24 protein-coding genes are annotated in these 26,831 nt (G+C 60.7%); 16 read left to right on the plus strand and 8 right to left on the minus strand.

Annotated features, from left to right (window positions below):
* The first annotated feature begins 54 nt into the window (after positions 1 to 54).
* The 7 genes from R8871_RS00105 (at position 55) to R8871_RS00135 (ending at position 8,732) form a co-directional block, all read left to right on the plus strand.
* On the plus strand, positions 55 to 1,176 hold the full coding sequence (locus tag R8871_RS00105; RefSeq protein ID WP_175048481.1) for a polyamine ABC transporter substrate-binding protein: 1,122 nt from the start codon (positions 55 to 57) through the stop codon (positions 1,174 to 1,176).
* Positions 1,177 to 1,382: 206 nt separating this feature from the next.
* Complete coding sequence (locus tag R8871_RS00110) at positions 1,383 to 2,546, plus strand: ABC transporter ATP-binding protein (RefSeq protein WP_175048482.1); 1,164 nt, start codon at positions 1,383 to 1,385, stop codon at positions 2,544 to 2,546.
* On the plus strand, positions 2,543 to 3,514 hold the full coding sequence (locus tag R8871_RS00115) for an ABC transporter permease subunit (RefSeq protein ID WP_175048483.1): 972 nt from the start codon (positions 2,543 to 2,545) through the stop codon (positions 3,512 to 3,514). Before R8871_RS00110 ends, R8871_RS00115 begins: the two co-directional genes overlap by 4 nt.
* Positions 3,511 to 4,422, plus strand: coding sequence for an ABC transporter permease subunit (locus R8871_RS00120; protein ID WP_175048484.1), 912 nt, complete (start codon positions 3,511 to 3,513; stop codon positions 4,420 to 4,422). The genes R8871_RS00115 and R8871_RS00120 overlap by 4 nt, the downstream gene beginning before the upstream one ends.
* Positions 4,423 to 4,460: 38 nt before the next feature.
* Positions 4,461 to 6,044, plus strand: coding sequence for a DUF3138 family protein (locus R8871_RS00125; RefSeq protein WP_175048485.1), 1,584 nt, complete (start codon positions 4,461 to 4,463; stop codon positions 6,042 to 6,044).
* A 73-nt stretch (positions 6,045 to 6,117) separates the two neighbouring features.
* On the plus strand, positions 6,118 to 7,410 hold the full coding sequence (locus tag R8871_RS00130) for an NAD(P)/FAD-dependent oxidoreductase (RefSeq protein ID WP_175048486.1): 1,293 nt from the start codon (positions 6,118 to 6,120) through the stop codon (positions 7,408 to 7,410).
* Positions 7,410 to 8,732, plus strand: coding sequence for an NAD(P)/FAD-dependent oxidoreductase (locus R8871_RS00135; RefSeq protein WP_175048487.1), 1,323 nt, complete (start codon positions 7,410 to 7,412; stop codon positions 8,730 to 8,732). The genes R8871_RS00130 and R8871_RS00135 overlap by 1 nt, the downstream gene beginning before the upstream one ends.
* 95 nt (positions 8,733 to 8,827) lie before the next feature.
* Here R8871_RS00135 and R8871_RS00140 read toward each other — a convergent pair whose 3' ends face one another.
* The 4 genes from R8871_RS00140 to R8871_RS00155 form a co-directional block, all read right to left on the minus strand.
* Positions 8,828 to 9,322 carry an Lrp/AsnC family transcriptional regulator gene (locus R8871_RS00140; RefSeq protein WP_175048488.1) on the minus strand — a complete coding sequence of 165 codons (495 nt, stop codon included), beginning with the start codon at positions 9,320 to 9,322 and terminating at the stop codon, positions 8,828 to 8,830.
* Between the two features lie 41 nt (positions 9,323 to 9,363).
* Positions 9,364 to 10,089 (minus strand): haloacid dehalogenase type II, encoded by a 726-nt coding sequence (locus R8871_RS00145; protein WP_175048489.1) that lies wholly within the window; start codon positions 10,087 to 10,089, stop codon positions 9,364 to 9,366.
* A gap of 104 nt (positions 10,090 to 10,193) precedes the next feature.
* Complete coding sequence (locus R8871_RS00150; protein WP_175048490.1) at positions 10,194 to 10,928, minus strand: haloacid dehalogenase type II; 735 nt, start codon at positions 10,926 to 10,928, stop codon at positions 10,194 to 10,196.
* Between the two features lie 197 nt (positions 10,929 to 11,125).
* Positions 11,126 to 12,007 carry a LysR family transcriptional regulator gene (locus R8871_RS00155; protein ID WP_175048491.1) on the minus strand — a complete coding sequence of 294 codons (882 nt, stop codon included), beginning with the start codon at positions 12,005 to 12,007 and terminating at the stop codon, positions 11,126 to 11,128.
* Positions 12,008 to 12,276: 269 nt separating this feature from the next.
* Between R8871_RS00155 and R8871_RS00160 the strand changes: the two genes are divergently transcribed.
* From R8871_RS00160 to R8871_RS00180, 5 genes are read left to right on the plus strand one after another with little or no spacing between them, the layout of a single operon-like run.
* The gene (locus R8871_RS00160) at positions 12,277 to 13,407 is read left to right on the plus strand and encodes a porin (RefSeq protein ID WP_175048492.1); all 1,131 of its coding nucleotides are present in this window, start codon (positions 12,277 to 12,279) and stop codon (positions 13,405 to 13,407) included.
* A 32-nt stretch (positions 13,408 to 13,439) separates the two neighbouring features.
* The gene (locus R8871_RS00165) at positions 13,440 to 13,667 is read left to right on the plus strand and encodes a DUF3311 domain-containing protein (protein ID WP_175048493.1); all 228 of its coding nucleotides are present in this window, start codon (positions 13,440 to 13,442) and stop codon (positions 13,665 to 13,667) included.
* A complete protein-coding gene (locus R8871_RS00170; protein ID WP_175048494.1) occupies positions 13,664 to 15,142 on the plus strand; it encodes a sodium:solute symporter family protein in 1,479 nt (492 codons plus the stop codon). Before R8871_RS00165 ends, R8871_RS00170 begins: the two co-directional genes overlap by 4 nt.
* A 5-nt stretch (positions 15,143 to 15,147) precedes the next feature.
* Positions 15,148 to 16,344: an amidohydrolase family protein gene (locus R8871_RS00175; RefSeq protein ID WP_175048495.1), complete on the plus strand. Its 1,197-nt coding sequence runs from the start codon at positions 15,148 to 15,150 to the stop codon at positions 16,342 to 16,344.
* A gap of 41 nt (positions 16,345 to 16,385) precedes the next feature.
* On the plus strand, positions 16,386 to 17,837 hold the full coding sequence (locus R8871_RS00180; protein ID WP_175048496.1) for an amidohydrolase family protein: 1,452 nt from the start codon (positions 16,386 to 16,388) through the stop codon (positions 17,835 to 17,837).
* 13 nt (positions 17,838 to 17,850) lie between these two features.
* On the opposite strand, the gene R8871_RS00185 is transcribed toward R8871_RS00180, so the two are convergent.
* Both R8871_RS00185 and R8871_RS00190 read right to left on the minus strand, forming a co-directional pair.
* Entirely contained in the window at positions 17,851 to 18,687 is an 837-nt protein-coding gene (locus R8871_RS00185) for a bifunctional allantoicase/(S)-ureidoglycine aminohydrolase (protein WP_175048497.1), read from the minus strand.
* A 74-nt stretch (positions 18,688 to 18,761) separates the two neighbouring features.
* Positions 18,762 to 19,979: an amidohydrolase family protein gene (locus R8871_RS00190; RefSeq protein WP_175048498.1), complete on the minus strand. Its 1,218-nt coding sequence runs from the start codon at positions 19,977 to 19,979 to the stop codon at positions 18,762 to 18,764.
* A 438-nt stretch (positions 19,980 to 20,417) separates the two neighbouring features.
* On the opposite strand from R8871_RS00190, the gene R8871_RS00195 reads away from it, so the two are divergent.
* The 3 genes from R8871_RS00195 to R8871_RS00205 are packed head-to-tail and all read left to right on the plus strand — an operon-like array spanning position 20,418 to position 23,096.
* Positions 20,418 to 21,125: a DUF969 domain-containing protein gene (locus R8871_RS00195; protein WP_175048499.1), complete on the plus strand. Its 708-nt coding sequence runs from the start codon at positions 20,418 to 20,420 to the stop codon at positions 21,123 to 21,125.
* A complete protein-coding gene (locus tag R8871_RS00200) occupies positions 21,125 to 22,075 on the plus strand; it encodes a DUF979 domain-containing protein (protein ID WP_175049916.1) in 951 nt (316 codons plus the stop codon). Before R8871_RS00195 ends, R8871_RS00200 begins: the two co-directional genes overlap by 1 nt.
* 10 nt (positions 22,076 to 22,085) lie before the next feature.
* The gene (locus R8871_RS00205; protein ID WP_175048500.1) at positions 22,086 to 23,096 is read left to right on the plus strand and encodes a DUF2891 domain-containing protein; all 1,011 of its coding nucleotides are present in this window, start codon (positions 22,086 to 22,088) and stop codon (positions 23,094 to 23,096) included.
* Positions 23,097 to 23,260: 164 nt separating this feature from the next.
* Here R8871_RS00205 and R8871_RS00210 read toward each other — a convergent pair whose 3' ends face one another.
* Complete coding sequence (locus tag R8871_RS00210) at positions 23,261 to 23,686, minus strand: PRC-barrel domain-containing protein (RefSeq protein WP_054041262.1); 426 nt, start codon at positions 23,684 to 23,686, stop codon at positions 23,261 to 23,263.
* A 217-nt stretch (positions 23,687 to 23,903) separates the two neighbouring features.
* Here R8871_RS00210 and R8871_RS00215 point away from each other — a divergent pair, with 217 nt between their 5' ends.
* Positions 23,904 to 26,318: a DNA polymerase II gene (locus R8871_RS00215; protein WP_175048501.1), complete on the plus strand. Its 2,415-nt coding sequence runs from the start codon at positions 23,904 to 23,906 to the stop codon at positions 26,316 to 26,318.
* A gap of 138 nt (positions 26,319 to 26,456) precedes the next feature.
* Here R8871_RS00215 and R8871_RS00220 read toward each other — a convergent pair whose 3' ends face one another.
* On the minus strand, positions 26,457 to 26,825 hold the full coding sequence (locus tag R8871_RS00220) for a Rieske (2Fe-2S) protein (protein WP_175048502.1): 369 nt from the start codon (positions 26,823 to 26,825) through the stop codon (positions 26,457 to 26,459).
* Positions 26,826 to 26,831: the final 6 nt, after the last annotated feature.

Here is a 26,831-nt window from a genome sequence, read left to right on the forward strand (position 1 = left end):
GGGCACACCCACGATACGCGCTCATGCCGGTTCTTCACATCAAGGGAAAAAACCATGAGCGTTTGTCATCTTCGTCATGCGGTCGCGGGGGCCGCGCTTCTCGCCTTCACGGGTTTTGCGGCGTTGTCGGTTACGCCGGCCCTTGCGGCCGACACGGAACTGAATGTGTACAACTGGTCGGACTACATCGCGAAGGACACGATTCCAAACTTCGAGAAGCAGGACGGCATTCACGTCAAATACGACAACTACGATAGCGACGATACCTTGCAGGCCAAACTGCTGGCAGGCAGCTCCGGTTATGACATCGTGGTGCCGACGTCGAACTACATGGCCAAGCAGATCCAGGCCGGTGTGTATCAGAAGCTCGACAAGTCGAAGCTGCCGAACCTGTCGAACCTCGACCCCGTGCTGATGAAGATGATCTCCGACGCCGATCCGGGCAACCAGTACGGTGTGCCTTGGGCTTACGGCACTGACGGTATCGGCTACAACGTGCAAGCCGTGCAGAAGGCGCTCGGCGCCAATGCGCCGGTGGACAGCTGGGCACTGGTCTTCGACCCGGCCAATCTGTCGAAGCTAAAAGGTTGCGGCGTGTCGTTCCTCGACCAGGCAGTCGACGTATTTGCCGCGACGCTCCAATACATGCATAAGGATCCGAACAGCACGAACCCCGCCGACTATCAGGCCGCGTTCGAAGTGCTGAAGAAAGTCCGCCCGTATATCACCCAATTCAATTCATCCGGCTACATCAACGACCTCGCTAACAACGACATCTGCGTCGCGGTGGCATGGTCCGGCGACGTCGGCATCGCCAGCCGCCGTACCGCTGAAGCCAAGCGTTCGTATCAGGTGAAATTCTCGAACGTGAAGGAAGGCGGTCTGCTGTGGTTCGACGTGATGGTGATTCCGAAAGACGCACCGCATCCGGAAGCCGCGCTGAAGTGGATCAACTACATTGAAGATCCGAAGGTCAACGCAGCGATTACCAACGAAGTGTTCTATCCGACTGCGAACAAGGCCGCGCGCCAGTTCGTGATACCGGGTGTTTCACAGGACACGACTGTTTATCCGGGCGATGAAGTGTTGAGCAAAATGACACTGATGAAGCCGATGCCCACCGACATTCTGCGCCTTGAAAATCGTCTTTGGGCGCAGCTTAAAACCGGCCATTGATTAAGCCAAACTAAAAAGAATCGATCCCGCGCTCAGGGATCGCTCGAACCCTGAGCGCATGAATAGTAGTAACGTAGTCAGCCTGCGCGCTTAAGTCCCACCTGTGCGCAGTCCCATGTTTTCCGATCGCAGCGCATCTTGCGAGCCGCCTTAGGCGACTCGTATGGAGACACTTGCGCTCGCGATCCGCAAGGAATGGTTACATCATGAACTCGACGACACAAAAAAGCGTAGCCGGCGCCACCCAGATGGCCCGCCCCGCACCGGCGACAAAATCGAAATCGGACGAATTCGTTCGCATCGAAAATGTCGTTAAGAAATTCGGCGACAGTACTGCTGTCGACAACGTCAACCTGAGCATTGCGAAGAATGAATTGTTCGCGCTGCTCGGCAGCTCCGGCTGCGGCAAGTCCACGCTCCTGCGCATGCTCGCAGGGCTCGAGTCGGTCACGTCCGGCCGCATTTTCGTCGACGGCGAAGACCTCGCCGCGATGCCGCCGTACAAGCGACCGGTCAACATGATGTTCCAGTCGTATGCGCTGTTCCCGCATATGAGCGTTGAAGCGAATATCGCGTTCGGCCTCAAGCAGGAAGGCACGCCGAAGAACGAGATCAAGGAGCGTGTTGCCGACGCGCTCAATCTCGTGCAGATGAGCAAATACGCGCAACGCAAGCCGCACCAGTTGTCCGGCGGACAGCAGCAGCGTGTGGCGCTGGCCCGCTCGCTCGTCAAGCGCCCCAAGCTGCTGCTGCTCGACGAGCCGATGTCGGCGCTCGACAAGAAGATCCGTCAGAAGACCCAGCTCGAACTGGTGAACATCATCGAGAAGGTCGACGTGACCTGCGTGATGGTGACGCACGATCAGGAAGAAGCCATGACGATGGCCGGACGCCTCGCCGTGATGAGCGAAGGCCGCATCGTGCAGATCGGCTCGCCCAGCCAGGTGTACGAGTTTCCGAATAGCCGCTTCTCGGCCGAGTTCATCGGCTCGACCAACCTGTTCGAAGGCACCGTGGTTGCCGATGAACCGGACCACATCTTCGTGGAAAGCGAAGACCTCGAATCGCGCATTTACGTGAGCCACGGCATTACCGGCCCGCTCGGTATGCCCGTGGGCATCTCGGTGCGTCCGGAACGCGTGAAGGTCTCGCTCGACAAGCCCTCGACGCCGCACAACTGGGCACGCGGCGTGGTGTCGGATGTCGCGTACATGGGCAGCTATTCGCTGTATCACGTGCGCCTGCCGAGCGGCAAGACAGTCGTGTCGAATCTCTCCAGCTCGCACCTGATGAGCGAAGGTGCGCCGTCCTATAACGACGACGTGTTCGTCTACTGGTCGCCGGCTAGCGGCGTGGTGCTGACGCAATGAGCAATCCCACTACCTCCCCTGCGGCGCTCGGCGCGCCGTCCGGCAGCCGCCTGCTCGGCTCGCTGAAAAAACGCCTCTCGATCCTGGTGCCCTCGGGCCGCACGACCGTGATCGGCGTGCCGTTCATGTGGCTCTTCGTGTTCTTCGCGTTGCCGTTCGTGCTGGTGCTGAAAATCAGCTTCGCCGATCTGCGCCTGGGCATTCCTCCGTACACGGATCTCGTGACGGTCAAGGACGGCATGGTGCACTTCGCCATGCAGCTCAGCCATTACGCCTTCCTGCTGCAGGACGATCTGTACGTCGCCACGTACATCAGCTCGCTGAAGATGGCCGCAATCTCGACCTTCTTCTGCCTGTTGATCGGCTACCCGATTGCGTACTACATCGCGCGGTCCGAGCCGACCAAGCGCAACCTGCTGATGATGGGCGTGATGCTGCCGTTCTGGACGTCGTTCCTGATCCGCGTCTATGCATGGATCGGCATCCTGAAGGACGACGGCCTGCTCAATCACACGTTGATGTCCATCGGCATGATTCATTCACCGTTGCGCCTCTACCACACGGATATTGGCGTCTATATCGGCATGGTTTATTCGTATCTGCCGTTCATGGTGATGCCGCTGTATGCGCACCTGGTGAAGATGGATCTGACGCTGCTCGAAGCGGCCTACGACCTCGGTTGCAAACCGTGGACCGCCTTCACGCGCATCACCTTGCCGCTGTCGAAGAACGGCATTATCGCCGGCAGTCTGCTGGTGTTCATTCCGGCGGTCGGCGAGTACGTGATTCCTGAACTGCTGGGCGGCGCCGATACGCTGATGATCGGCCGCGTGATGTGGGATGAATTCTTCAACGATATGGACTGGCCGATGGCATCCGCTGTCACCGTCGCCATGGTTCTACTGCTGCTCGTGCCGATGGCCGTGTTCCAGTACTACCAGGTCAAGGAACTGGAGGGCGCGAAATGATCAAGCCAAATAGAACGCTTTCCAATAGCGTACTGACGTTCGGGTTTCTGTTTCTGTATATCCCGATCATCAGCCTGGTCGTGTATTCGTTCAACGAGTCAAAGCTCGTTACGGTCTGGTCCGGCTTTTCGCTCAAATGGTATGGCGCATTGCTGCAGGACGGAGAACTGCTCAGTGCAGCGTGGTTGTCGCTGAAAATCGGTCTGCTGACCGCGTGTGCGTCAGTGGTGATCGGCACATGGGCAGGCTTCGTGCTGGCCCGCTTCGGACGCTTTCGCGGCTTCACGCTGTTCGCCGGCATGATCAACGCGCCGCTCGTGATTCCTGAAGTGATTCAGGGCATCTCGCTGCTGCTGCTGTTCGTCGCGCTCGAACAGATGCTCGGCTGGCCGAAGGGCCGCGGTCTCTTCACGATCTGGATCGGCCACGTGATGCTGTGCGTTTCGTACGTGGCGATCATCGTGCAATCGCGGGTGAAGGAGCTCAACAAGTCGCTCGAAGAAGCCGCACTCGATCTCGGCGCAACGCCCTTCAAGGTGTTCTTCCTGATCACGCTGCCGCTGATCTCGCAAGCTCTGATGTCCGGCTGGCTGCTGTCGTTCACGCTGTCGTTCGACGATCTCGTGCTCTCCGCGTTCCTGTCGGGTCCTGGTTCGACCACGCTGCCGCTCGTCGTGTTCTCGCGTGTTCGTCTTGGCCTGAATCCGGAAATGAACGCGCTCGCCACGATCTTCATCACCACGGTGACGATCGGCGTGATCGCCGTCAACCGCTGGATGCAGGTGCGTGAGCGCAAGCGCAACCGCGACATGCAGATGGCGTTCGCACTCGCCGAAGCCGCCGACCCGTTGCCGTTAGCACCACAACAAGCCACCGTACGGAAGTCGCTCGATACGGCAAGCGCATAAGAAGTCCTTTTGCAATACGACCAATAAGGAGAATTTGCATGAGAAAGAAGCTCATCTGTCTGTTGGTGGCGGGGAGTTTGCCAGGCTTTGCCATGGCAGACGCCACCAGCGACCAGATCAAGGCGCTACAGGCCCAGCTCAACGCACTGCAAAAGGAAGTGAAGCAGTTGCGTTCCGAGGTAGCGTCCAAGCCGAAGGCGGCCGCAGCTGCCACCGCGGCACCGGCTCCGGCTGTGGTGGCAGCGCCGGTCGACATTTCCTCGCCGGATTACGGCAAGGCCCAGGCGACGCTGACCAACGATCAGGTCGATACGATGAAGCAGCAGATCGCCAATCAGCAGTTGAAGGTCGACTCGCTGGTGGACGCTGCGAACACGGGGCCGATCGCCGGCTTGTCGGTGACCGGTTATATCGATCCGACGTACATGTATAACCGCGCGCAGAGCAGCTCGTCGTTCCTGTTCGCGAACCACGAAAGCAGCTACAACTACTTCAACAGCACGTTCGGCGATCTGTACCTCGACATCAAGAAGACCTTCGGTGTCGGCCCGATGGCGCCGTCGGCCGAAATCACCTTGATGCCGAACCGCGGCAACGGTATTACGCTGCTGCAGAACGAGCATGGCAACATCGGCAACAACATCCTGAACACGGCGGTCGTCAATGTGCCGATCACCGCCGAGACGACCCTTGTGGCCGGTTTGATTCCGAGCTTCGGCGGCTATGAAGTGCAGCAGTCGAACCAGATGCTCACGCTCACGCACAACCTGCTGTACGACTTCTCCGATCCGGGCAGCTACATCGGGATCGGCGCGAACTACACGAAGGGTGACTGGGCGTGGAAGTTCTTCCTCGGCAACGAGCAATACCGTACGTACGGCGCGACGACGCAGATCGGCACCAACGCGCTGGGCGATCCGATCACGACCAGCAACAAGATTCCGACCTTCACGGCGCGGGTCGACTACACGTGGTCGAGCGCACTGGATGTAGGCGGCTCGTTCAATATCGGGCGTCAGACGCTGCCCGCCTCGGCTGCAACCGATGCGAACGGCAATCCGATTCCGATCTCCTACGGCGTAGGCGGCAACTCGCCGAGCGCGGGCGGTACGTTCTTCTTCGGCGAGGCCGACCTGGCCTACACCCTCGCGGATGTGCAGTACAACGCCGAACTCGACTACGGTCAGCAGCAGAATGCCGCGTTCAACGGTGGCCAGGCGCAGTGGTACGGCCTCTCGCTGCTCGCGCACCGTAAGTTCTCGCTGCCGGTGGTGGGCCGTATGGGCGTGACCGCCCGTTACGACGTGCTCGTCGACAGCAAGAACGGCGGCGGCGGCGGTGGCATCGCGCTGAATTCGAACGGCATGGATACTGCCAACGGCTTCGGTATCGGCGCGGACTGCCTCGCCAATTCGAAGGCCAACGGTGGTCTCGGCTTCGAGTGCAAGGGCGCAACCCGCCAGGACGTTTCGCTCGATCTGTTGTTCTATCCGACCCAGCAGATCACGGTCAAGGTGGAATACCGCCACGACTGGGCGAACAAACAGGTGTTCCTGAAGAACGACGGCTCGTACGGCAAGTCCAACGACCTGCTCGCAACGCAGTTCATCTACTCGTTCTAAAACGACCCGCCTCATCGCGTGGCCCGGCTTCACCCCGGGCCACGCGCCAAGGCCTCTTCTGCATGCTCTGCCTATGCTCCGATTCTCAAACCAGCCTCACGTCGCCTCGTACTACGCAGCAACCGCTAACGACACCACTCGCCATCCCCCGCTCGAAGAAACGCTTAACGTCGACGTCTGCGTGATCGGCGCCGGACTCACCGGCATCTCGACTGCGTTGAATCTCGCCGAACGCGGTCACTCGGTCGCAGTGCTCGAAGCATCGAAAGTCGGATGGGCCGCGAGCGGCCGCAATGGAGGCCAGTTGATCGGCGGCTTTGCCTGCGATATCGACACATTCGCGAAGTTCATGCCCGCGGATGACGTGAAGCGTGTTTGGGACATGGGGCTCGAAACCCTGGATATCGTCAAGGAACGCGTCGCGAAGCATCAGATCGACTGCGACCTGACCATCGGTTACCTGACCGCGGCGAACAAACCGCGCGATACGGATGCACTGCAAAAATGGCGCGACGAAGCGCAAAAGCGCTTTGGTTACGACCGTTTCAGCTATGTCGACGCCGATGGCGTCGGCAACTATGTTCAATCACAGCGCTACCTCGGCGGATTGTTCGATGCGGACAGCGGCCATCTGCATCCGTTGAATTACACGCTCGGTCTGGCGCGCGCAGCACGCGAGGCCGGCGTACAGATTTTCGAAGACAGTTGCGTCACCGCGTTGCGTCAGGAAAACGGCCGCCATGTGGCCGAAACCGCGCGCGGCAAGGTCAATGCGCAATTCGTCGTGCTCGCCTGCAATACCTATCTCGGTCAACTCGCGCCGGACCTCGCCAGCAAGATCATGCCGGTGGGCACCTACGTGATCGCAACCGAACCGCTCGACCCCGATCGCGCCGAAGCGCTGATGCCGGCGAAAGCGGCTGTGTGCGACAGCCGCTTCGTGCTGGACTATTTCCGCCCTGCCCCGGACAATCGCTTGCTGTGGGGCGGCAAAGTCAGCTATTCGACGTTCGCGCCGCGCAATCTCGGTGAAGCTATGCGCCGCGATATGCTGAAGACTTTCCCGCAACTCGACGATGTCAAAATCGACTATGCGTGGGGCGGTTTCGTCGACATCACGATGAATCGCGCGCCGCATTTCGGCCGTCTATCGCCAACCGTGTATTTCGCGCAGGGTTTTTCCGGCCACGGCGTGAACACCACCGGGCTCGCGGGCAAGCTGATCGCCGAAGCGATCGACGGTCAAGCGTCGCGCTTCGATCTGTTCGGCAAGATTCGTCACCGCGACTTCCCCGGCGGCGCTACACTGCGCACCCCTGCCCTCGTGCTTGCGATGGCCTGGTATCGAATGAAGGACCTGCTTTGATGAATGCACCGACTCCCGGCTTCAACACCCTCGACCACCGCGCGGATGCGCTGATCGCCAACTCCTACTACGAGGCGAGCGCCACGCGTCCGCCGGCCGACGATCCGATGCTCGACGGCGTGCTGGAGGCCGACGTCTGCGTGATCGGCGCGGGTTTCTCCGGTTTGTCGGTGGCGTTGGAATGCCGGGCGCGCGGATTGTCGGTGGTTGTGCTCGATGCGCATCGTCCCGGTTGGGGCGCGTCCGGCCGCAACGGCGGGCAGACGTTGGTGGGTTTCGCGAAAGACGAGATCATCGAACGGCAACTCGGGCTCGACGGCGCACGCGCCGCGTGGGCGATGTCGGTGGAAGGCGTGGCGCTCGTGCGCGAGCGCATCGAACGCTACGGCATCGATTGCGATTTCACCTCCGGCTATCTGACGGTGGCCACCAAACCGAAGCGTGTGCCGGATTTGCGTTCGTGGATGGAATCGGCCTCGCAGCGTTGGGGCTATACGAAACTCTCGTGGCTCGATACCGACGAGGTGCGTTCACGCGTCGCTTCGCAACGTTATCTGGCGGGCGTCTACGATCCGTTTTCCGGTCATCTGCATCCGCTCAAATACTGCCTCGGTCTCGCCGATGCGGCACGCCGCGAAGGCGCGCAACTGTTCGCCCATTCGCCGGTGATCGAAGTCGTGCGTGGTGCACGGCCTGTCGTACGGACCGCTCATGGCGAGGTACGCTGCCGCTTTGTCGCGGCATGCGGCAATGCCACGATCGGCGACGTGTTGCCGGCACCGGTGGCCGCGCGCATCGCGCCGATTGCCTCTTACATTGTCGCCACAGAGCCGCTCGGTCAGGCACGCGCCGACGCACTGATCAAAGGACGTGAGGCGATTTGCGACAACAACTTCTTCCTCGACTACTTCCGTCTGTCGGCTGATCATCGCGTACTGTTCGGTGGGCGTGCGAGTTCGACCGGCGCGTCGCCCGTGCAACTCGGCGAGGAAATCCGCAAGCGCATGATCGGCGTGTTCCCGCAGCTAGGCGACGTGCGAATCGACTATGCGTGGGGCGGTTTTGTCGACGTGACGCGCAATCGTGCGCCCGATTTCGGTTCGATCGATCCGAACTACTTCTACGTGCAGGGTTTTTCAGGTCACGGCGTGGCGTTGACCGGGATTGCCGGGCGCGTGATTGCGAAAGCCATGGCCGGTGAGAGCGCGGCCTTCGATCTGTTCGCGCAGCTGCGGCATGCGCGCTTTCCGGGTGGGCCGGCATTGCGTGGGCCGGCGCTGGAACTCGGGATGATGTATCACCGGATTCTTGAGTTGTTCTAGGCAGATTTTCAGGCGCCGACTGTTGCTCTCTCGCGGCGCCTGAACCCTCTGTATGGGAGATCGGCCAGTGTTCCAACCACGATCATGGCGTAGCTTCAGTCGTCATCTGTCAGCAACGTGTTGAGCGGCACTCCGTGCTTGACGAACGGCGAACGGATCACGATGTAACTGAAATACTTCTCGATGCCGAGATTGCGGTCGAGCAGGCGTTCGATCACTTCCTGGTAGTGACCGATGTCCTTGACGATGAACTTGAGCAGGTAGTCATATCCACCGCTCACCAGGTGACATTCGGTAATTTCATCGAAATCGCGCACGTTCGCTTCGAAACGTACAAAATCATCGCGCCGATGGTCATGCAGCATGATTTCCGTGAACACGGACACGATGCTGGTTACTTTCGCGACATTCACGTGCGCACCATAGCCCGAAATCACACCGGCGGATTCAAGACGCTTGACGCGCTGCAGGCACGGGCTCGCAGAAAGACCGACCGCGGCCGCGAGATTCGCGTTGGTGATGTTGCCGTTCCTCTGCAACTCGGAGAGGATCTTGATGTCGATCCGGTCGAGCTTTGGTCGGTTGCTCATATCGTTCTGTTCTCGAATCGGCGGGCGAACCGGCTTTCCCGCTAAACGCGGGAAAGCTCCTCGTGATGCGCCTTGACGAACTGCGCCATGCTGGTGAACCTGAAATCGACAGACGGCTCCGCGAATGTGCGAATCGTTGCGCCGAGCCCGCGCTGCTCGAAGCGCCGATGGATCCAGCATGAACGGATGTCCAACCGGTTGGCTGGCTCATGATCGTGGTACATGCTATCCGCGACGTGCAGGATTTCGTCCTTACGCACGCCGAGTGTCGACAGCGCGTCGAGCATATATTCAAAATTACGGCTCGACGGCTTGTAGCTTCCCACATCCTCAGCCGTAACAACCACGTCAAAGGGCACATGCAGCCTGGCGTGGCTGTATGCGAAATTCTCGTTATCCACGTTCGATATGATGACCAGCTTGAAGTACTTCTTCAAATACTGCAGCGTACTTGCCGAATCCGGGAACGCGGGCCAATTGCGCACCGAACGGCCATAGGCCTCCGCCTGCTCGCGCGTGTAGCTCACGCCCCACTCCTCCGCGAGCCGCTTGTAGACCACCTCGAGCAGCCGGTTGTACGGCATGTCGGGCGTCGCGTTCTGCTGATATGACTCGTGGCGGGCGTGCGCTTCCAGCACCTGGTCGCGCGTCGGTGCCGGGTCAAGCAATGAGACCACTGCTGACAGACCCGCGACGATGCCCGATTCCCAGTCGATCAGGGTGCCATAGCAGTCGAATGTCAGGGCCTTAAAATCCGTCAGCCGCATGAAGGGCTCCTTAACTGGGGTGTTCCGGCTTGCGCGGAACGCGCCGCGCCGGCACCGGCGCGGCAAATCAAACCGGCACAAGGGCCGGCAAATTTGTCGACTACTTACTTCTGCAACAGCGCTTCCTGGTGAGCCTTCGCGAATTCGGCCATGCTGTTGAAACGGAAGTTCACGGTGGGTTGCTCACCGGGGTTCATCGTCGCGCCGAAACCGGTTTGCGAATGGCGGCGATAGATCCAGCACGACGCAAGCCCGAACGCGTTCGCGGGCTTGTGGTCGTGGAACAGACTCTCGGCGGTGTGAAGGATCTTCTCCTTCTGGATGCCGCGCTCACCCAGCTTTTCCAGCTTGTCCAGCATGTACTCGAAGTTGCGCGGCGACGGTTTATAGGAGCCGACGTCCTCCGCGGTAATGATCGCGTCGAATTCGACCTGAAGCTTCGCGTTGCTGTACGTGAAGCTGTCGTTGTCGATGTTCGAGAGGATGACCAGTTTGTAGTGCTTCTTCAGATACTGCAGCGCGCTCGCCGAGTCCTCAAATGCCGGCCAATTGCGTATGGACTTGCCGTAAGCGAGGCACTCTTCGTACGTAAAAGGCACCTGCCATTCCTCGGCGAGTCGCTTGTACACGATCGGCAGCAGTTCCTGGTAACGCCTGGCCGGCGTGTAGGCCTGCTGCGACGACTCATGACGTGCGTGTGCTTCAAGAACCTGATCGCGCGTCAGCGGCGGGTTGACGCGTTCGAGCAGAGGACGCAACCCCTCGAAAATACCCGTTTCCCAGTCGATGAGCGTGCCATAGCAATCGAAAGTCAGTGTATCGAAGTCGGTCAGTTTCACAGTAACGCCTCCTGTTGGTTGGTGAGCTAGACATAGTCTATTGGGCGCGCCCAGCAACCGTTACTTATGTTGTCCACCGCATCGGCAATCTCTGTTGCTCGCCCGCACACCAACAGCAGAATCTGCTGCTAGCTTCTGCCTGGCATGTTAGCAAGAAGCAATCGCTGGATACCTTGCTGCAGGCATCAAAGCAGGCGTTATCGCCGCTGCGGCCCAAACATACGCGACAACGCACGCGCGAGCTCCTTAACAGCGGCATCAGCCGTCGGACGGTGCAGCAGCGCAATATCCATGGTTTCAATCGAAGGCAGCCCGCTCTTCGATGTCAGCACGGCGTGATCCGCCAGCACCGCGCGCGCGGGCAGCAGACTGATGCCGAGACCATCGGCAACGGCCGCCTGGATTCCGCTCAAACTCGAACTGATAAAGCTCATCCGCCAGCGGCGCCCGAGCCCTTCGATCGCGTTGGTCATATCGTCACGATATAACCCGCGCGGCGGAAACGCGACGATCGGAATCGGATCGAGGTGGATCGAAGGGTTCTTCGCACTGTCGATCCATCTCAACTGCTCCGGCCAGCACGCAACCGCCTCACGGCTATTACGCCGCTGCTTCACGAGAATCAGATCCAGGTCACCGCGATCGTAGCTATTGCCCAGGTCACGGCTCAATCCGCTAGTCACTTCCAGCTTGACCTGCGGATGCTTGCGATTGAACGCGGCGAGCATATGGGTTGTCGGTCCGCCGACGAAATCTTCCGGCACGCCCAGCCGGACCGTCAGCCCCACCGTTGCGCCCGACAGCGCTTCAATCATTTCATCGTTGAGCGCAAGCATACGGCGTGCGTAGGCGAGCAAAGTTTCGCCGGCATCGGTCGGACTCACGTCGCGACTGCCCCGCTCGAGTAGCTTGTGGCCCGCCATATCCTCGAGACGCCGCACCTTCTGGCTGATGGTGGACTGCGTGGAATGAAGCCGCGCGGAAGCCGCAGTAAAGGTGCCGCAATCGGCCACCATGACGATGGCCTTCAGCAGATCCAGATCGAACAACGGTGTACGCGCTTTCGCGTTGGGTTTCATTGAGCCTCCAATCAGACGCCGCAGTGCCGGATAACGGCATACGTCTAATCAATGGTATTCGATTTCACACTGATATGCATTTGAACATTTAACTTTTGAATATTGGGTGACGTGGATAACATCAAGCGATGTCGAAGCGGTGGCCACCCGACGGCCGACCACTTAGCGTCGACATCAGACAAAAAACTCGAATGTGGGCGAAACGCGGTACGACGCCGCCGTGCCGGCAGAAAAAAGCGCCACAACGAGACACATACCCGGAGACAGGCATGCAGCAAACGCAGTTGAAGAAAAGTTGGAGGACGTCACTCGTGGGCATCGGCGCAGGCATGATGCTGGCGGGCACGGCGGGCGCGCAGTCCAGCGTCACGCTGTACGGAATCGTCGATTCGGGCGTGACCTACACGAACAACCAGCAAGGACATTCGGCATGGCAGGCAACGGCCGGCAACGAGTCCGGGCCGCGCTGGGGGATGCTCGGAACGGAAGATCTGGGTGGCGGCCTGAAGGCGAACTTCCGGCTGGAAAACGGTTTCAACCTCGAAAACGGCGCCGCCGGCCAGGGCGGCCGGATGTTCGGCCGGCAGGCATGGGTCGGCATGAGCGGCGACAAGCTGGGCGCACTGACGTTGGGCCGCCAGTACAACACCGTCCAGGACATTCTTGGCTCAATCCAGATCAGCAATACGCTGGTCCAGTACTCGACCCACCCGTTCGACAACGACGACATCAACAATACGTTCCGCACCAACAATGCGGTCAAGTACGTCTCACCGACCATCGCCGGCCTGCAAACGAACCTGATGTACGGCTTCTCGAACGCAACCGGCTTCGCTGCGAACAATAGCTGGAGCGCGGGTGTGTCGTACACGCACGGTCCGCTCAATGCCGGCGCGGCGTACGCGCGTATGAACCAGCCCGCCAGCAGCGCGGCAGGCGCGGTCGCATCAGACAATTACTTTGCGTCGTCAGCCGCCGTATTCGGCACACATCTCGGCGCCGCGACGCGTCAACAGATCTGGGGCGCGGGCGCGACCTACGCCATCGGGCACGCCACGCTGGGACTGCTCTACACGGGCACGGACTTCAACATGGCGGCGGGTGGTGCCCTGCGCTTCGGCAACTACGAGGGCAGCCTGCGCTACGCGCTGACGCCCGCGCTGATCGCGGCCGCGGGTTACACCTACACACAGGTGTCGCAAGGCGACGCCAGCGGACACTATCACCAGGCCTCGGCCGGGCTCCAGTACCTGTTGTCCAAGCGTACCGACGTGTATGTGAACGGCCTCTACCAGAACGCCTCGTCGCGCATCGGTCATGCGTGGATCGACGGCATCGCCGCGCCATCGTCGACGACTTCACAGTTGGCGTTCGTCGCCGGCCTGCGTCAGAAGTTCTGACGGGACACGCAAGACACCTCGGGAAGGACCCCATGAAACTTCGCTTTCTGCTGGCCGCGCTGCCATTCATTGGCATCTATTCGGGCGGCTCTCTCGCCGCCGGTACGCCGCTCCTGTTCGGCCTGCCGTTTCTGCTCGTCTGGAATCTGTTCTGGATGGCTGCAACGGCGGCCATCCTCGCCATCATCTATTGCCTCGACACGCGCGACGAAGCGGCGCAAGCGGCGCAAGCGGCCGAACAATCGGGAGGTGTGCAATGAACCCGGCCCTCGTCATCATCGTTCTGTTTGCTCTCTTCGCGCTGGCGGTCGGCCTGTATGCGCGTCGCGGCAAGACGTTCAGCCTGGAGCAATGGGCGGTCGGCGGACGCGGCTTCGGCTCGCTTCTCACCTTCCTGCTGATGGCAGGCGAGGCGTTCTCGACCTTCTCGTTTCTCGGTGCGAGTGGCTGGACCTACAGCAAGGGGGTGCCGGCGTTCTACATCCTGTCGTATGGCTGCCTCGCATACGTGTTTGGTTACTGGATGCTGCCCCTCATCTGGCGTTATGCGAAGGAACGCGGCCTCGTTTCGTTCGCCGATTATTTCGCATCGAAGTACGACAGCCGCGCCATCGGCGTGCTGGTGTCGGTAGTGGCGGTCTTCGCGATGGTGTCGTTGCTGATCATCCAGTTGCGCGGTCTCGGCATTATCGTCTCCGAGATGTCGTATGGCCTGATCTCGCAGGAAACGGCCATCTGGATCAGTGCGACGCTGATGGTCCTGTATATGAGCGTCTCTGGCATCCACGGTTCGGCCAGCATTGCGATCTTCAAGGACGTGCTGATCCTCGGTCTCGCGATTTTTCTCGGCACCTATTTGCCGCTGCACTACTTCGGCGGCTTTGGCGAGATGTTCGCGCGCATCGACGCTGTTCATCCCGAACTGTTGCGCATGCCCGAGCACGGTTTTAATCTGAGCTGGTACAACTCGACACTGCTGCTGACATCGCTGGGCTACTACTTGTATCCTCATGGTTTCACCGCCGTCTACGTGGCGCGCGACGCATCGGCGCTGCGCAAGAACACCATGCTGATGCCGATCTACCAGGTGTTGATCGCGTTCCTGTTCCTCGTCGGTTTCGCCGCGGTGCTGACCGTGCACGGGCTCGAAGGCGCCCAAACCGATCTCGCGCTGCTGCGGCTCGTCAAGCAGACTTTCCCGTCATGGTTCGTTGGGATCGTTGGCGGCGCCGGTCTGCTTACGGCACTGGTGCCAGGTTCGCTGATCATGCTTAATGCGTCGACGATGATTGCCCGCAACATCTATCGCGAAGGTTTCGCGCCGCAGGCAAGCGACCGGCAAGTCGGGCGCGTTGCACGTATCGCGCTGCCGCTGTTCACGCTGGTTGTCGTCTACTTCGTGCTGCGTGGCGGCTCGAACTTCGTCGCGCTCGCAATCTTCTCGTCGAGCCTTTTGACGCAACTCGTCCCGATGCTCGCCTCGAGTTTCCTGAAGCGCCCATTCGGCACCCGGGAAGCAGCGTTCGGCGGCATCTTCGCGGGTGCGATCGTGCTGGCTTTGGCGAACTGGCGCGGCATGACGCTGGCCACTGTTTTCCCGGCCGCGCCGATCGCCTTCACCTCCATTAACACGGGCCTCGTCGCGTTGTTCGCCAATGCCGTGGTGTTCATCGCGATCAGCGCCGCGCAGCGCGCGTTGCGGGCCCGTATCGCCACTTCCGTCGAATCGGCATGACCATCATGACTCGCTCTATTCTTCTCTCCAACGTCCGGCTGGCTGACGGCCAGGCGGTTTCCGTAGCCATCGCCGATGGCCGCATCGCCGCGCTCGGCCCGCATGTCGAAGCGCAACCTGGCGTGCTGGCCGAAGACGGCGGCGGCGCATTACTGCTGCCGGGTTTTGTCGAAGGGCACACGCACATCGACAAGAGCCACTGGGGCCGCGCGTGGTATCGCAACGAGGTCGGACCCGCCCTCACCGACCGGATCAGCAACGAGCGCGAATGGCGCAAGACGTCGGGCCACGATGCGGCCAGCCAGTCGCTCGCGCTGTCGCGAGCATTCGTGCAGGCAGGCACGACACGACTGCGTACCCATGTCGACGTGGATACCGACGCGGGGCTGCGTTATGTCGAAGGCGTGCTCAGCACGCGGCAGACGATGCAAGACGTGCTGGACATGCAGATCGTCGCGTTTCCCCAGTCGGGCATGCTGATCCGTCCCGGCACAGTCGAACTGCTCGGCGGCGCACTCGCCGCGGGCGCCGACGTACTCGGCGCACTCGATCCAGCCTTGATCGACGGTGATCCCGTTGCGTCGCTGAACGCGACCTTCGAACTGGCGGAACGCTATCGCAAGCCGATCGATATCCATCTGCACGAACCCGGTGAAGTCGGCGCGTTCACGCTGAAACTGCTGCTCGATCGCGTTGCCGCGATGGGCATGCAGGGGCAAGTGGTCGTCAGCCACGCATTTTGCCTTGGCGCATTGCCCGAACGTGAGCGCGACGCGCTGCTCGAACGGATCGCATACTTGCGTGTAGCGCTTCTCACCAGCGCGCCGCCGTCTCGCCCCGTTCCTCCGCTCAAAATTTGCAGGGACAAAGGCATCACGATCTTTGGCGGCAACGATGGCATTCGCGACACCTGGTCGCCGTACGGCGTACCGGACATGCTCGAGCGCGCGATGCTGATCGGCATGCGCTACGACTTGCGGCGCGACGACGATCTCGCGATTGCCTTCGACTGTGTGAGCGACGCTGCGGCTCGAGGCTGCGGTTTCGCCGACTATGGCCTGCGCGTCGGTGCACGCGCGGACCTCGTGCTGGTCGATGCCGAGTGCGTCGCGCATGCCGTGGTTGCGCGGCCAAAACGCAAACTGGTTATCGCAAACGGACGCATCGTCGTACGCAACGGCGAGCTGGTCGACGCCGCGTAACCGTGCGTGAGCACCTCACAAGACACAAGAAAAGTTTGCATATGAACGATAAGCAACAGGTCGACATCCTCATCGAGCACGGCTGCGTGATCACAATCGATGCCGCGCGCCGCGTCATCGAAGACGGCGCAGTGGCCATCAAGGGGGACCGCATCGTCGCCGTCGGCGAGACAAGCGAGCTTGCGCAGCAATACCACGCAGACCGCGTAATCGACGCACGCCGCAAAGCGGTGCTGCCAGGTCTGATCGATGCCCACGCCCATGCCGGGCATGCGATGTTGAGGACGATCGGCGGCGCAAACGGCGATGCATGGTCGGCGGCGTGCGAGGCGATCTATACGCGCGCCTCGGACGAAACGTTCTGGGAAATGGAATCGCATCTTGCGGCACTGGAGCGCCTCAAGGCGGGCGTGACGACCGGCGTATCGCTGCTCGGCGGCGGGGACTCGATCATGCGCGTCGACGACCCCATCTATGCACGGCGTCACTGCGACGCGGTGGTCAGAACCGGCACCCGCTCGATCGTCGCGGTCGGTCCGTCGCGGCCACCCGAACCGCGCGCCTACACCCACCATGGTGCGAACGGCAGCGTGACGCGCAACGTCGATTTTGCGCAGATGTATGAGGTTTGCGAAGAGATCATCGACGCATGCCATGGCGACGCCAACGGCCGCATCCAGATTGCCTTGACGCTGCCTGTCTACGCCCCGCAACACTATCCCGAGCACGCAGCACACGAACCCAGCGTCCGGCTTCAGGCCGAGCGCTACACGGCGTTGGCCCGGGAACGCGGTCTAAGTCTGACGCAAGACGGCCATCGCGCCGGTTCGCTCGATTTCGCGCATCGTGAGCTGGGACTGCTGAACGCGAAGTCGTTCATGTCGCACGCTATCGATCTCACCCCCGAGGACATTGCGGCGTGCGTCGAGACGGGCGCCTCGATCGTGCACAATCCGAGCGCGATCACGTCGATCATCGGACGTTGCCCCGTGCCCGAACTCATCGATGCCGGCGTGACGGTGGCGATCGGCTCGGATGGCGCGGCGCCGGATCGGGGCTACGACATGTTCCGCCACATGTGGCAGTGCATGCATTACCACCGCCGTCATTTTCGTGACCCGGACGTCCTGCCGCACGGCAAGGTACTCGAAATGGTCACGATCGACGCCGCTAAAGCGTTGTCGCTCGACCATGAGCTCGGCTCGCTCGAAGTCGGCAAGCAGGCCGACATCATTCTGGTCGACCTGTTCAAGCCGCACCTCATGCCGATGAATATGCCGGTTCATCGCGTCACCTGCTTCGCGAATGCCGGCGACGTGTGCATGACGATGGTCGGCGGCAGAGTGCTGATGGAGAACTACCGGGTACTGTCGGTCGACGAAGGGGACATTCTCGAGCGCGTGCAGGCGGCTGCGGATCGTGCGTTCGATCGCGCGGGGTTGCGCCATCTGCTGGAAACGCCGCCTACGCTTTGGCGACGTAGCCATTATTGAGGCCCAAGCGGCTTTATCGGGGTGCGTTTAGCGTCAACTTCATATGCCGGTTGACGTCCTTGTACAGGAGGTAGCGGAAACGGTCCGGTCCACCTGCGTAGCAGGCTTGCGGGCAAAAGGCACGCAACCACATGAAGTCACCGGCCTCGACTTCCACCCAGTCCTGATTCAACCGGTAGACCGCTTTGCCTTCCAGCACATACAGGCCGTGTTCCATCACGTGAGTCTCGGCGAACGGAATCACGCCGCCTGGCTGGAACGTGACAATGTTGACGTGCATGTCGTGACGCATGTCGTTGATATCGACGAAACGTGTCGTCACCCAGCGTCCGTCGGTGCCGGGCATCGGAATGGGTTCAATGTCCTGCTCGTTTGTGACGAAGGCCTCAGGCAACGGCACGCCATCAACGCGCTCATAGTGCTTGCGAATCCAGTGGAAACGCGCCGTGTCGCCGCTGCGATTGCGCAACGACCAGTCTGTGCCTGGCGGAATGAACGCGTAACCGCCAGCCTTCAGAACGTGGGCGGCGCCATGCAGGGTGACTTCGATTTCGCCTTCGACAACAAAGAGCACGCCTTCGGCGTTCTTGTCCTGTTCGGGATGTTCGCTGCCACCGCCGTCCCTGACTTCCATGATGTACTGCGCAAACGTCTCGGCGAATCCCGACAGCGGGCGCGCCAGCACCCACATGCGGGTCTTCTCCCAGAACGGAAGGTGACTGGTAACGATATCCCGCATAACGCCTTTGGGAATGACCGCATACGCTTCGGTGAACATGGCGCGGTCTGTCAGCAGTTCAGTCTGGGCGGGATGGCCGCCGTGAGGTGCATAGTAAGTGGTCCGTGACATTCGACACTCTCCCTGATAATTCACGTTGAAGTCCCGGTAGCCGCAAACATGCGGCTTCCTGGCGGACGTTGGTTTCAGTCGGCGAGGCCAGGTTCTGGCGCCCTGACCTTGAAATGCAAACGGGACGAATCACCCCAGAATTGCCCGCTTCGGACGATGGCCCGATCAGCCGGCACGGCGGCGACGGCAGCAGCGGCGTTCGGCGCTTTCACGACGATGAACGTCGCCTCATTGCCGACCTTCAGTCCGTAGCCACTTTTCTCCAACACGGCGGCACCCGCTTCCGTTGCCATGTGCAGCGCAACGCGCAGTTCTTCATCGGTGTAGAAACCGGCGCGATAACCGACCAGCATCGCTCGTTGCAACATGTCGCCGTTGCCATACGGCCACCATGCGTCCTGAATGTTGTCGTTACCGGTGAACACGCGCACACCGGCTGCGCGCAGTTGCAGGATCGGCGGGAACGCGCGGTCGCCCGGCGCATTCGTCATGATCGATACACCGGCTTGTGCAAGCGCGACAGCGACACGATCGACTACTTCGGGCGCGACGTCACCGAGCCCGTACGCGTGACTCACCGATACGCGGCCGTTCAACCCCAACGCTGCCGTACGTGCAGCAATGCGGTGCAGTTGATCAATGCCCTGCTGCCCCGGTTCATGGAGGTGAATATCGATTTTCACGGCGCGCTTTTCAGCGATGCCAAAGACAATATCGAGCTGGCCATCGGCGTCGTCATCCAGCGTTGTTGGATCGATTCCGCCCACCACCTGCGCGCCTTCACGGGCCGCCAGATCGAGAATCTCCGCCGTGCCCGGGCACGACACGACGCCGGCCTGCGGGAACGCGACGAGTTCGATATCCATCACACCACGCCATTTTTCGCGCGCTTCCATGACGGCATGCAGGTTGGTCAGCCCCGTTGTCGCGTCGACGTCGACATGGCTGCGCATCGCAATCGTGCCGAACGAGGCGGCCTGACGGATCAGCGCGTCGGCGCGCTCGACGATAGGCGCGGCGCTTGCCAGTTCCTGCTTTTCGATGGCGAGACGCTCGCGCAGGCTCGCGACATGACGATGAGGACGCCAGCCGTCGCCAACGAAGCTTTTATCAAGGTGAATATGTCCGTCGACAAACCCGGGCAGCACCAGATGCCCCGCCAGATCTACGACCTCCGCGCCGTCGATCCCGGGACGTTCCGCATCGATGCCGACAAAGCGCCCCTCATGCACGGCGAGGTTGAGTGGGTTGCCGTCGGCGTCTACGGCGTTGACGAATACGCGGTCGAACATGATTCTGCCCTCTGCGAGTCAGGACACATCCAACGCGCCCTGATCGGGTTGCGTTCGTCGCGCTGCATGGTCCTGTGTGGAATGGATCGTTGCACCATATCGGACAGCCGCCATATCCACAAATTAAATGTTGGAATGACCTGTATTCATTTTTTGGATAGGTCGGCGCGACCGCCGGTCGCCCGTGACTGCGCAATCTGACATTTCCCCTGGCGCACCAACTCTCCGACGTAACTGCTCGTCATTCCTGGCGTTTACCCTGAAACCGCATTTTGCTGACTATTTATCGATAAATTATCGTGCTAGATTTCGTCGCCTGAGATCCGTTGCAACCTGGAGCAACCTTGCACTGCCCGAGTGCAACCGGCTTTCACCCGGCCTCCTAAGCAACGCGCTCAGCAGTAGAACAACGACATAACAGCGACGCAGGAGAACAGCATGTGGGTCTTGATAGGCGTGCCGATCGTCGTACTCGGCTTCGCATTGCGCTTCAATGCGCTACTCGTGGTGACGATTGCGGGAATTGCCACGGGCATTGCCGGCGGCTTGCAAGCGGTGGAGATTGTGAGCGCGTTCGGCAAAGCGTTCGCCGACAACCGCTACATGGGCCTGATCTGGCTCACGCTGCCCGTGATCGCATTGCTCGAACGCAACGGCCTGAAAGAACAGGCCAAACACCTGATTTCACGTTTGCATGCAGCCACCACGGGCCGGGTGCTGCTGCTCTACTTCGTGATCCGCCAGATCACGGCCGCGCTTGGGCTTACCTCGCTCGGCGGTCATGCGCAGATGGTGCGCCCGCTGATCGCGCCAATGGCCGAGGCGGCCGCCGCGAACCGCTATGGCGAATTACCCGATGCGGTGCGCCAGCAGATTCGCGCGAATGCGTCAGCCGTCGACAACATTGCCGTGTTCTTCGGCGAAGACATTTTCATTGCAATCCAGTCGATCCTGCTGATCAAAGGCTTTCTCGAACAGAACGGCATCATCGTCGAACCGTTGCACGTCTCAGTGTGGGCGATTCCCACGGCGGTGGCGGCACTCGTGATTCACGCCGTGCGCCTGATGCTGCTCGATCGCAATCTCTCGCACAAGATGAATTCGCTCGGCATGGCGCAGGGACAGAAACAAGGTATCGCACCATGATGATCAAGCTCGAATCCCTCTACGTGCTGGCCGGTTTGATGTTTGCCGCGTTCGCGATTTTTAATCTGCAAGACCGTTCGAATCCGCGCCGCATCGTCAATTTTCTGTTCTGGGGGATCTACGCGATCACCTTCATGTTCGGCGGAGAACTGCCGCATTTCGTGACCGGTTGTCTCGCCATCGCACTGGCCTTGATCGCCGGATCCGGCAAGCTCGGCAAAGGCAACGCCGACAGTAATGGCGAAGCGGCCGCCGCGCGCCGCGAGGCCAGAGCACAACGCTTTGGCAACAGGCTTTTCATACCGGCGCTGCTAATTCCGGTCGTTACTTTGCTCGGCACATTGACACTGAAATACGTACCGTTCGTCGAAGCGAAAAACGTCACGCTGATTTCGCTGGTGTTGGGCACGCTGGTCGCGTTTGGTGCGGCACTTTTTATGCTGCGCGACTCGCCGGTGCACGCATTGAAAGACGCGCGGCACACCATGGATACCGTGGGCTGGGCAGCCATTTTGCCGCAGATGCTGGCCGCCCTCGGCGCACTGTTTGCGATTGCCGGCGTGGGCCATGTGGTATCGGATCTCGTGAAAACGTGGATTCCAGTCGACTCCGCTTTCGCGGTGGTCGCGGCCTATACGTTCGGCATGGCAATCTTCACGATGATCATGGGTAACGCCTTTGCCGCCTTTCCGGTTATGACCGCCGGCATTGGTCTGCCATTGATCGTGCATCAATTTCATGGCAACCCGGCCATTCTCGGCGCGATCGGCATGCTGTGCGGCTTCTGCGGCACTTTGATGACCCCAATGGCCGCCAACTTCAATATCGTGCCGGCTGCGCTGCTGGAACTGAAAGACCAGAATGGCGTGATCAAGGCGCAGTGGCCGACCGCTTTACTATTGCTGATCGTCAATACCATACTGCTGTACCTGTTCGTATTCCGCTTTTGAGGAGGCGCCGATGACCATTCAACTCACGCCCGAATTCGCGTCCCGATTCGCCAATCTCGCGCTCGCCCACCTCACGCGCGAGTATCCGAACAAGCTGACCCATTCGCTCGCCGGTCCGCAAGATGTGCAGGGTCCGCGCGCACTGCATCCGATTTTTTACGGCAGCTACGACTGGCATTCATGCGTGCACGGCTACTGGCTGATCCTGCATCTGCTCGACCGCTTTCCCGATCTGCCTGAAGCGGCGCGCATCGTCGCGGTGGTCGACGAGCATTTCACCGATGCGAATGTGGCCGGTGAGCTGGCGTATCTCGACCTGCCGCACAATCGCGGTTTCGAGCGTCCGTATGGATGGGCATGGCTGCTCGCGCTGAGTGCGCAACTCCATTCACTGAAGCTCTCGGAAGCCGCGCGCTGGTCCAAGGTTTTTGCGCCGCTGACCGAGGCCTTTGTTGACCGCTTCGAGGAATTTCTGCCGAAAGCGACCTACCCGTTGCGCGTCGGCACGCACTTCAACATGGCATTCGCACTTGCCCTCACGCTCGATTTCGCGCGGCAAACCTCGCGTGAATCGCTGGAGGCGCTGTTGGTGAATACGGCGGAGCGCTGGTTCCTGAACGATGTCGCCTGTCAGGCCTGGGAGCCCGCCGGCGACGAGTTTTTGTCGCCTTCGCTGATGGAAGCGGAATTGATGCGGCGCGTGTTGCCGCCCGCGCAATTCGTTGAATGGTTCAGGCGCTTTCTGCCCGATCTTGGCGCGAAGAAGCCCGCCACGCTGTTCGAACCCGTCACCGTGACCGATCGTACCGACGGCAAGATCGCCCACCTGGATGGCCTGAATCTGAGCCGCGCATGGTGCCAGCGGTCGCTGGCGCGCGCGCTGCCCGCTGGCGACGTGCGCCGCACAGTATTGTTCGATTCGGCCGAGCGGCATCTTCTAAGCGCCCTGCCGCATGTAGCAGGCGACTATATGGGCGAACACTGGCTGGGCACATTCGCCACGCTCGCATTGGAAGCGTGAACAGCGGCCCGACAGGGCCCGCATTGAATGCAAAAACGGCGCTGCAAGCGTGAAACGGTTTGGACTCAGCTACCGATTCGCGCCGCGAGCGCCGTTTTCTTTTTACCGCTTGATTCAGGAGCCTTTTCAGGGGCTGCCTGCTGCAGCCCCGCCGGCTCCGCGCTTTACTGGCCGGTCAGCTTCTTAGGCTTCGGCGGCGCCTGAACCTTGTTGTACTGAAACTCGGGCGTCGCCTTCAAGGCATCCTTGGTTGCGCCGGCCAGATAGAAATTCCCGCCGCGAATATCCAGCGCCGCGATCGGCACCGCTACGTCATGCGACGCCACGCCGAGAAATCCGCCGGCGGAGACGATGGCAGCGGACAGCGAGCCGTCGGGAGCGACCACCAGATCGCGGATCGAACCGATCTTCTCGTTCTGGTCGTTGTAGACGGCCTTGCCGAGAATGCTCTTCTTCACGCTCCAGCCGCTCAGCAGCGCATTGGACTGTTCGACCGTAACGCTCAAGGGTTGCGTGCCGGCGACTTGCGCCTGTGCACCAAAGCTGGTTGCAGCTACCGCGACCACGACAACAAGTTTGCTCAACGTCATATCGCTCACTCCATTCTTAGTAGACTTGACCGGCGCATGGTCTGCGCCGAAGGAATCGCTGCCGAACGATGATACAGACTACGCGGCGGATCTGCATCCAGACGTGTCGCGCGAACGAAACGACCGTCCGTCGCCGCCACGAAAAGGCGCAAGCGCGGCCCAAAGCGCATAACGGTAAAATCGAGCCAGGCGATGACGCCCGTTTAGAGGTGGAAGTTTGACTGAGCTTGAACAGGGTTTCATTCTGACCCGACACTGGCGGGATACGCCCGCCGGCACGGAAGTAGATTTCTGGCTGGCAACAGACGGCGGGCCCCGTCACGTGCGCCTGCGTCCTCAGCCTTCGGTGGCCTTTATTCCGGCCGACCACCGCGAGCGCGCGGAAACCATCCTGCGCCGCGAAGCGCCGCTCGATCTGCGTCCGCTCGAACTGTGCGACTTCCAGCATCGGCCGGTGATGGGGCTTTACTGCCCGCAGTACCGGCAATTGACGGGTTTCGAAAAACGCCTGAAACAAGGCGGCGTCGATGTCTACGAGGCCGATATCTTCCCGCCCGAGCGCTACATGATGGAGCGCTTCATTACCGCGCCGGTATGGTTCGCCGGCGACGCGCAGCATGGCGGCCCGCTTCTGGGCCCGCTTCTGGGCCCGCTTCTGGGCCCGCTTCTGGGCCCGCTTCTGAACGGCGAATTGAAGCCGGCCACGAACTACCGGCCGTCATTGAAGCTGGTGTCGCTCGATATCGAAACCAGCGCGCATGCCGAGCTCTATTCGATCGCGCTCGAAGGTTGCGGGCAGCGCCAGGTTTATATGCTGGGGCCGCCGAACGGCGATGCCAGCGCTGTCGACTTCGACCTCGAATACTGCGAAACCCGCGCACAGTTGCTTGAAAAACTGAACGCATGGCTGGAACGGCACGACCCCGATGCGATCATCGGCTGGAATCTCGTGCAGTTCGATTTGCGTGTGCTGCAGCAGCACGCCGAACAATATCGCGTGCCGTTACGGCTCGGCCGTGGCGGCGCGGTCATGGAATGGCGCGAGCATGGCCACAAGCAGAACCATTTCTTCGCGGGCGCCGCGGGAAGATTGATCATCGACGGTATCGAGGCGCTGCGTTCCGCCACATGGACTTTCCCTTCGTTCAGCCTCGAATACGTCTCGCGCACGGTGTTGGGCGAAGGCAAGTCGATCGACAATCCGTATCAGCGCATGGATGAAATCCAGCGTCGCTTCGATGAGGATAAGCCCGCGCTCGCGCAGTACAACCTGAAAGATTGCGAGCTGGTTACGCGTATCTTTGCGAAGACCGAGTTGCTGCCGTTTCTGCTGGAACGCGCGACGGTCACCGGGCTGCCAGCGGATCGCAGCGGCGGATCGGTCGCGGCGTTCACGCATCTGTATATGCCGCGGATGCATCGGCAAGGCTACGTTGCACCGAATCTCGGCGACGTAGCCGGTGCCGCGAGCCCTGGTGGCTTCGTGATGGATTCACGGCCCGGCCTCTATGATTCAGTTCTGGTGCTCGACTACAAGAGCCTGTACCCGTCGATCATCCGCACGTTTCTGATCGACCCGCTGGGTCTCGTGGAAGGCATGCTGAATCCCGGCGACGATCAATCAGTGCCGGGTTTTCTCGGCGCACGCTTCTCTCGCACCCGCCATTGTTTGCCGTCGATTGTCGGCCAGGTATGGCAAGGGCGCGAAACCGCCAAGCGCGAGAACAACAAGCCGCTTTCGCAGGCGTTGAAAATCATCATGAACGCCTTTTACGGCGTGCTCGGCTCCACAGGCTGCCGGTTCTTCGACCCGCGCCTCGCGTCGTCGATCACCATGCGTGGCCATGAAATCATGCACACCACGCGTGAGCTCATTCAGGCGCAAGGCTATGAAGTCATTTACGGCGACACAGATTCGACCTTCGTCTGGCTGAAGCACGCACATAGCGAGGAAGAAGCGAGTCGCATCGGCCGCGCGCTTGTGGAGCATATCAACGCGCGGTGGCGTCAGAATCTGCAGGAACGTTTCGGCCTCGAGAGCGCGCTCGAGTTGCAATTCGAGCGGCACTACAAGCGCTTCTTTATGCCGACGATTCGCGGCGCCGAGGAAGGCAGCAAGAAACGTTATGCCGGGCTGACTATTTTGCCGGACGGTAGCGAGGACATCGTCTACAAAGGGCTCGAAACGGTGCGAACCGATTGGACGCCGCTCGCCCAGCAGTTCCAGCAGGAACTCTACGGGCGAATCTTCAGGCAACAGCCGTATCAGGACTATGTCCGCGACTACGTGCGCGATACGCTGGCAGGCAAACTGGACGATCAACTCGTGTACCGCAAGCGGCTGCGCCGCTCGCTCGGCGATTACGAGCGCAACGTGCCGCCGCATGTGCGCGCGGCGCGTGTGGCCGACGAGTTCAACCGGCAACAGGGGCGCCCGCTGCAATACCAGGACGGCGGCTGGATCAGCTATGTGATGACAACCGCCGGACCGGAACCGTTAGAAACGTTGCGCTCGGCAATCGACTACGAGCACTATCTGACGCGGCAGTTGCAGCCGGTCGCCGACGCGATCCTGCCGCTATTGCGCGATGATTTTACGAATTTGGTGTCGGGGCAGAGACAGTTGTTCTGAGAGCGGCATTGGCCATGAATGCTTCGCAGAAACCGCGTGACACACTGCTTTGCGCGCCGGCGAAACCCGGCGCCATCAACGCGACCGTGCAGCCTGCTATCGAAAAGCGCTTCGTCTTCGTCTTGGTCTTCGTCCCGTTCATGCCTGTCCCCTTCCGTCGTTGTTGAATATGTTTCGCTGCTCGATGCGAATGGCAACGCGCGTGAGCGCCGCGCCCTGACACGGTCCGTCGATGCACTGACCGTCTTCGAAACGGAACATCGCGCTGTGATGTGCGCACATCAGCAATTCCGCGTCGTAGGCCCAGAACGTGTTCGGTTCGTAGTTGAGCGGAATCGAAAAGTGCGGGCAGACGTTGCGATAAGCCCAGGCGGCGTCGCCTCGGCGCACCACGACGATGCCTGGGGCGCCGGCTTGCTCAGCGGCAATTTCCAGCGCGCCGCCGTCCGGAATATCGTCGAGCGCGCACAGAAAGCCCGCATGAGGTTCGGGACTCGCTGCATTCATGACGTG

Source organism: Paraburkholderia sediminicola, from assembly GCF_902859805.1.
Taxonomy (GTDB): domain Bacteria; phylum Pseudomonadota; class Gammaproteobacteria; order Burkholderiales; family Burkholderiaceae; genus Paraburkholderia; species Paraburkholderia sediminicola.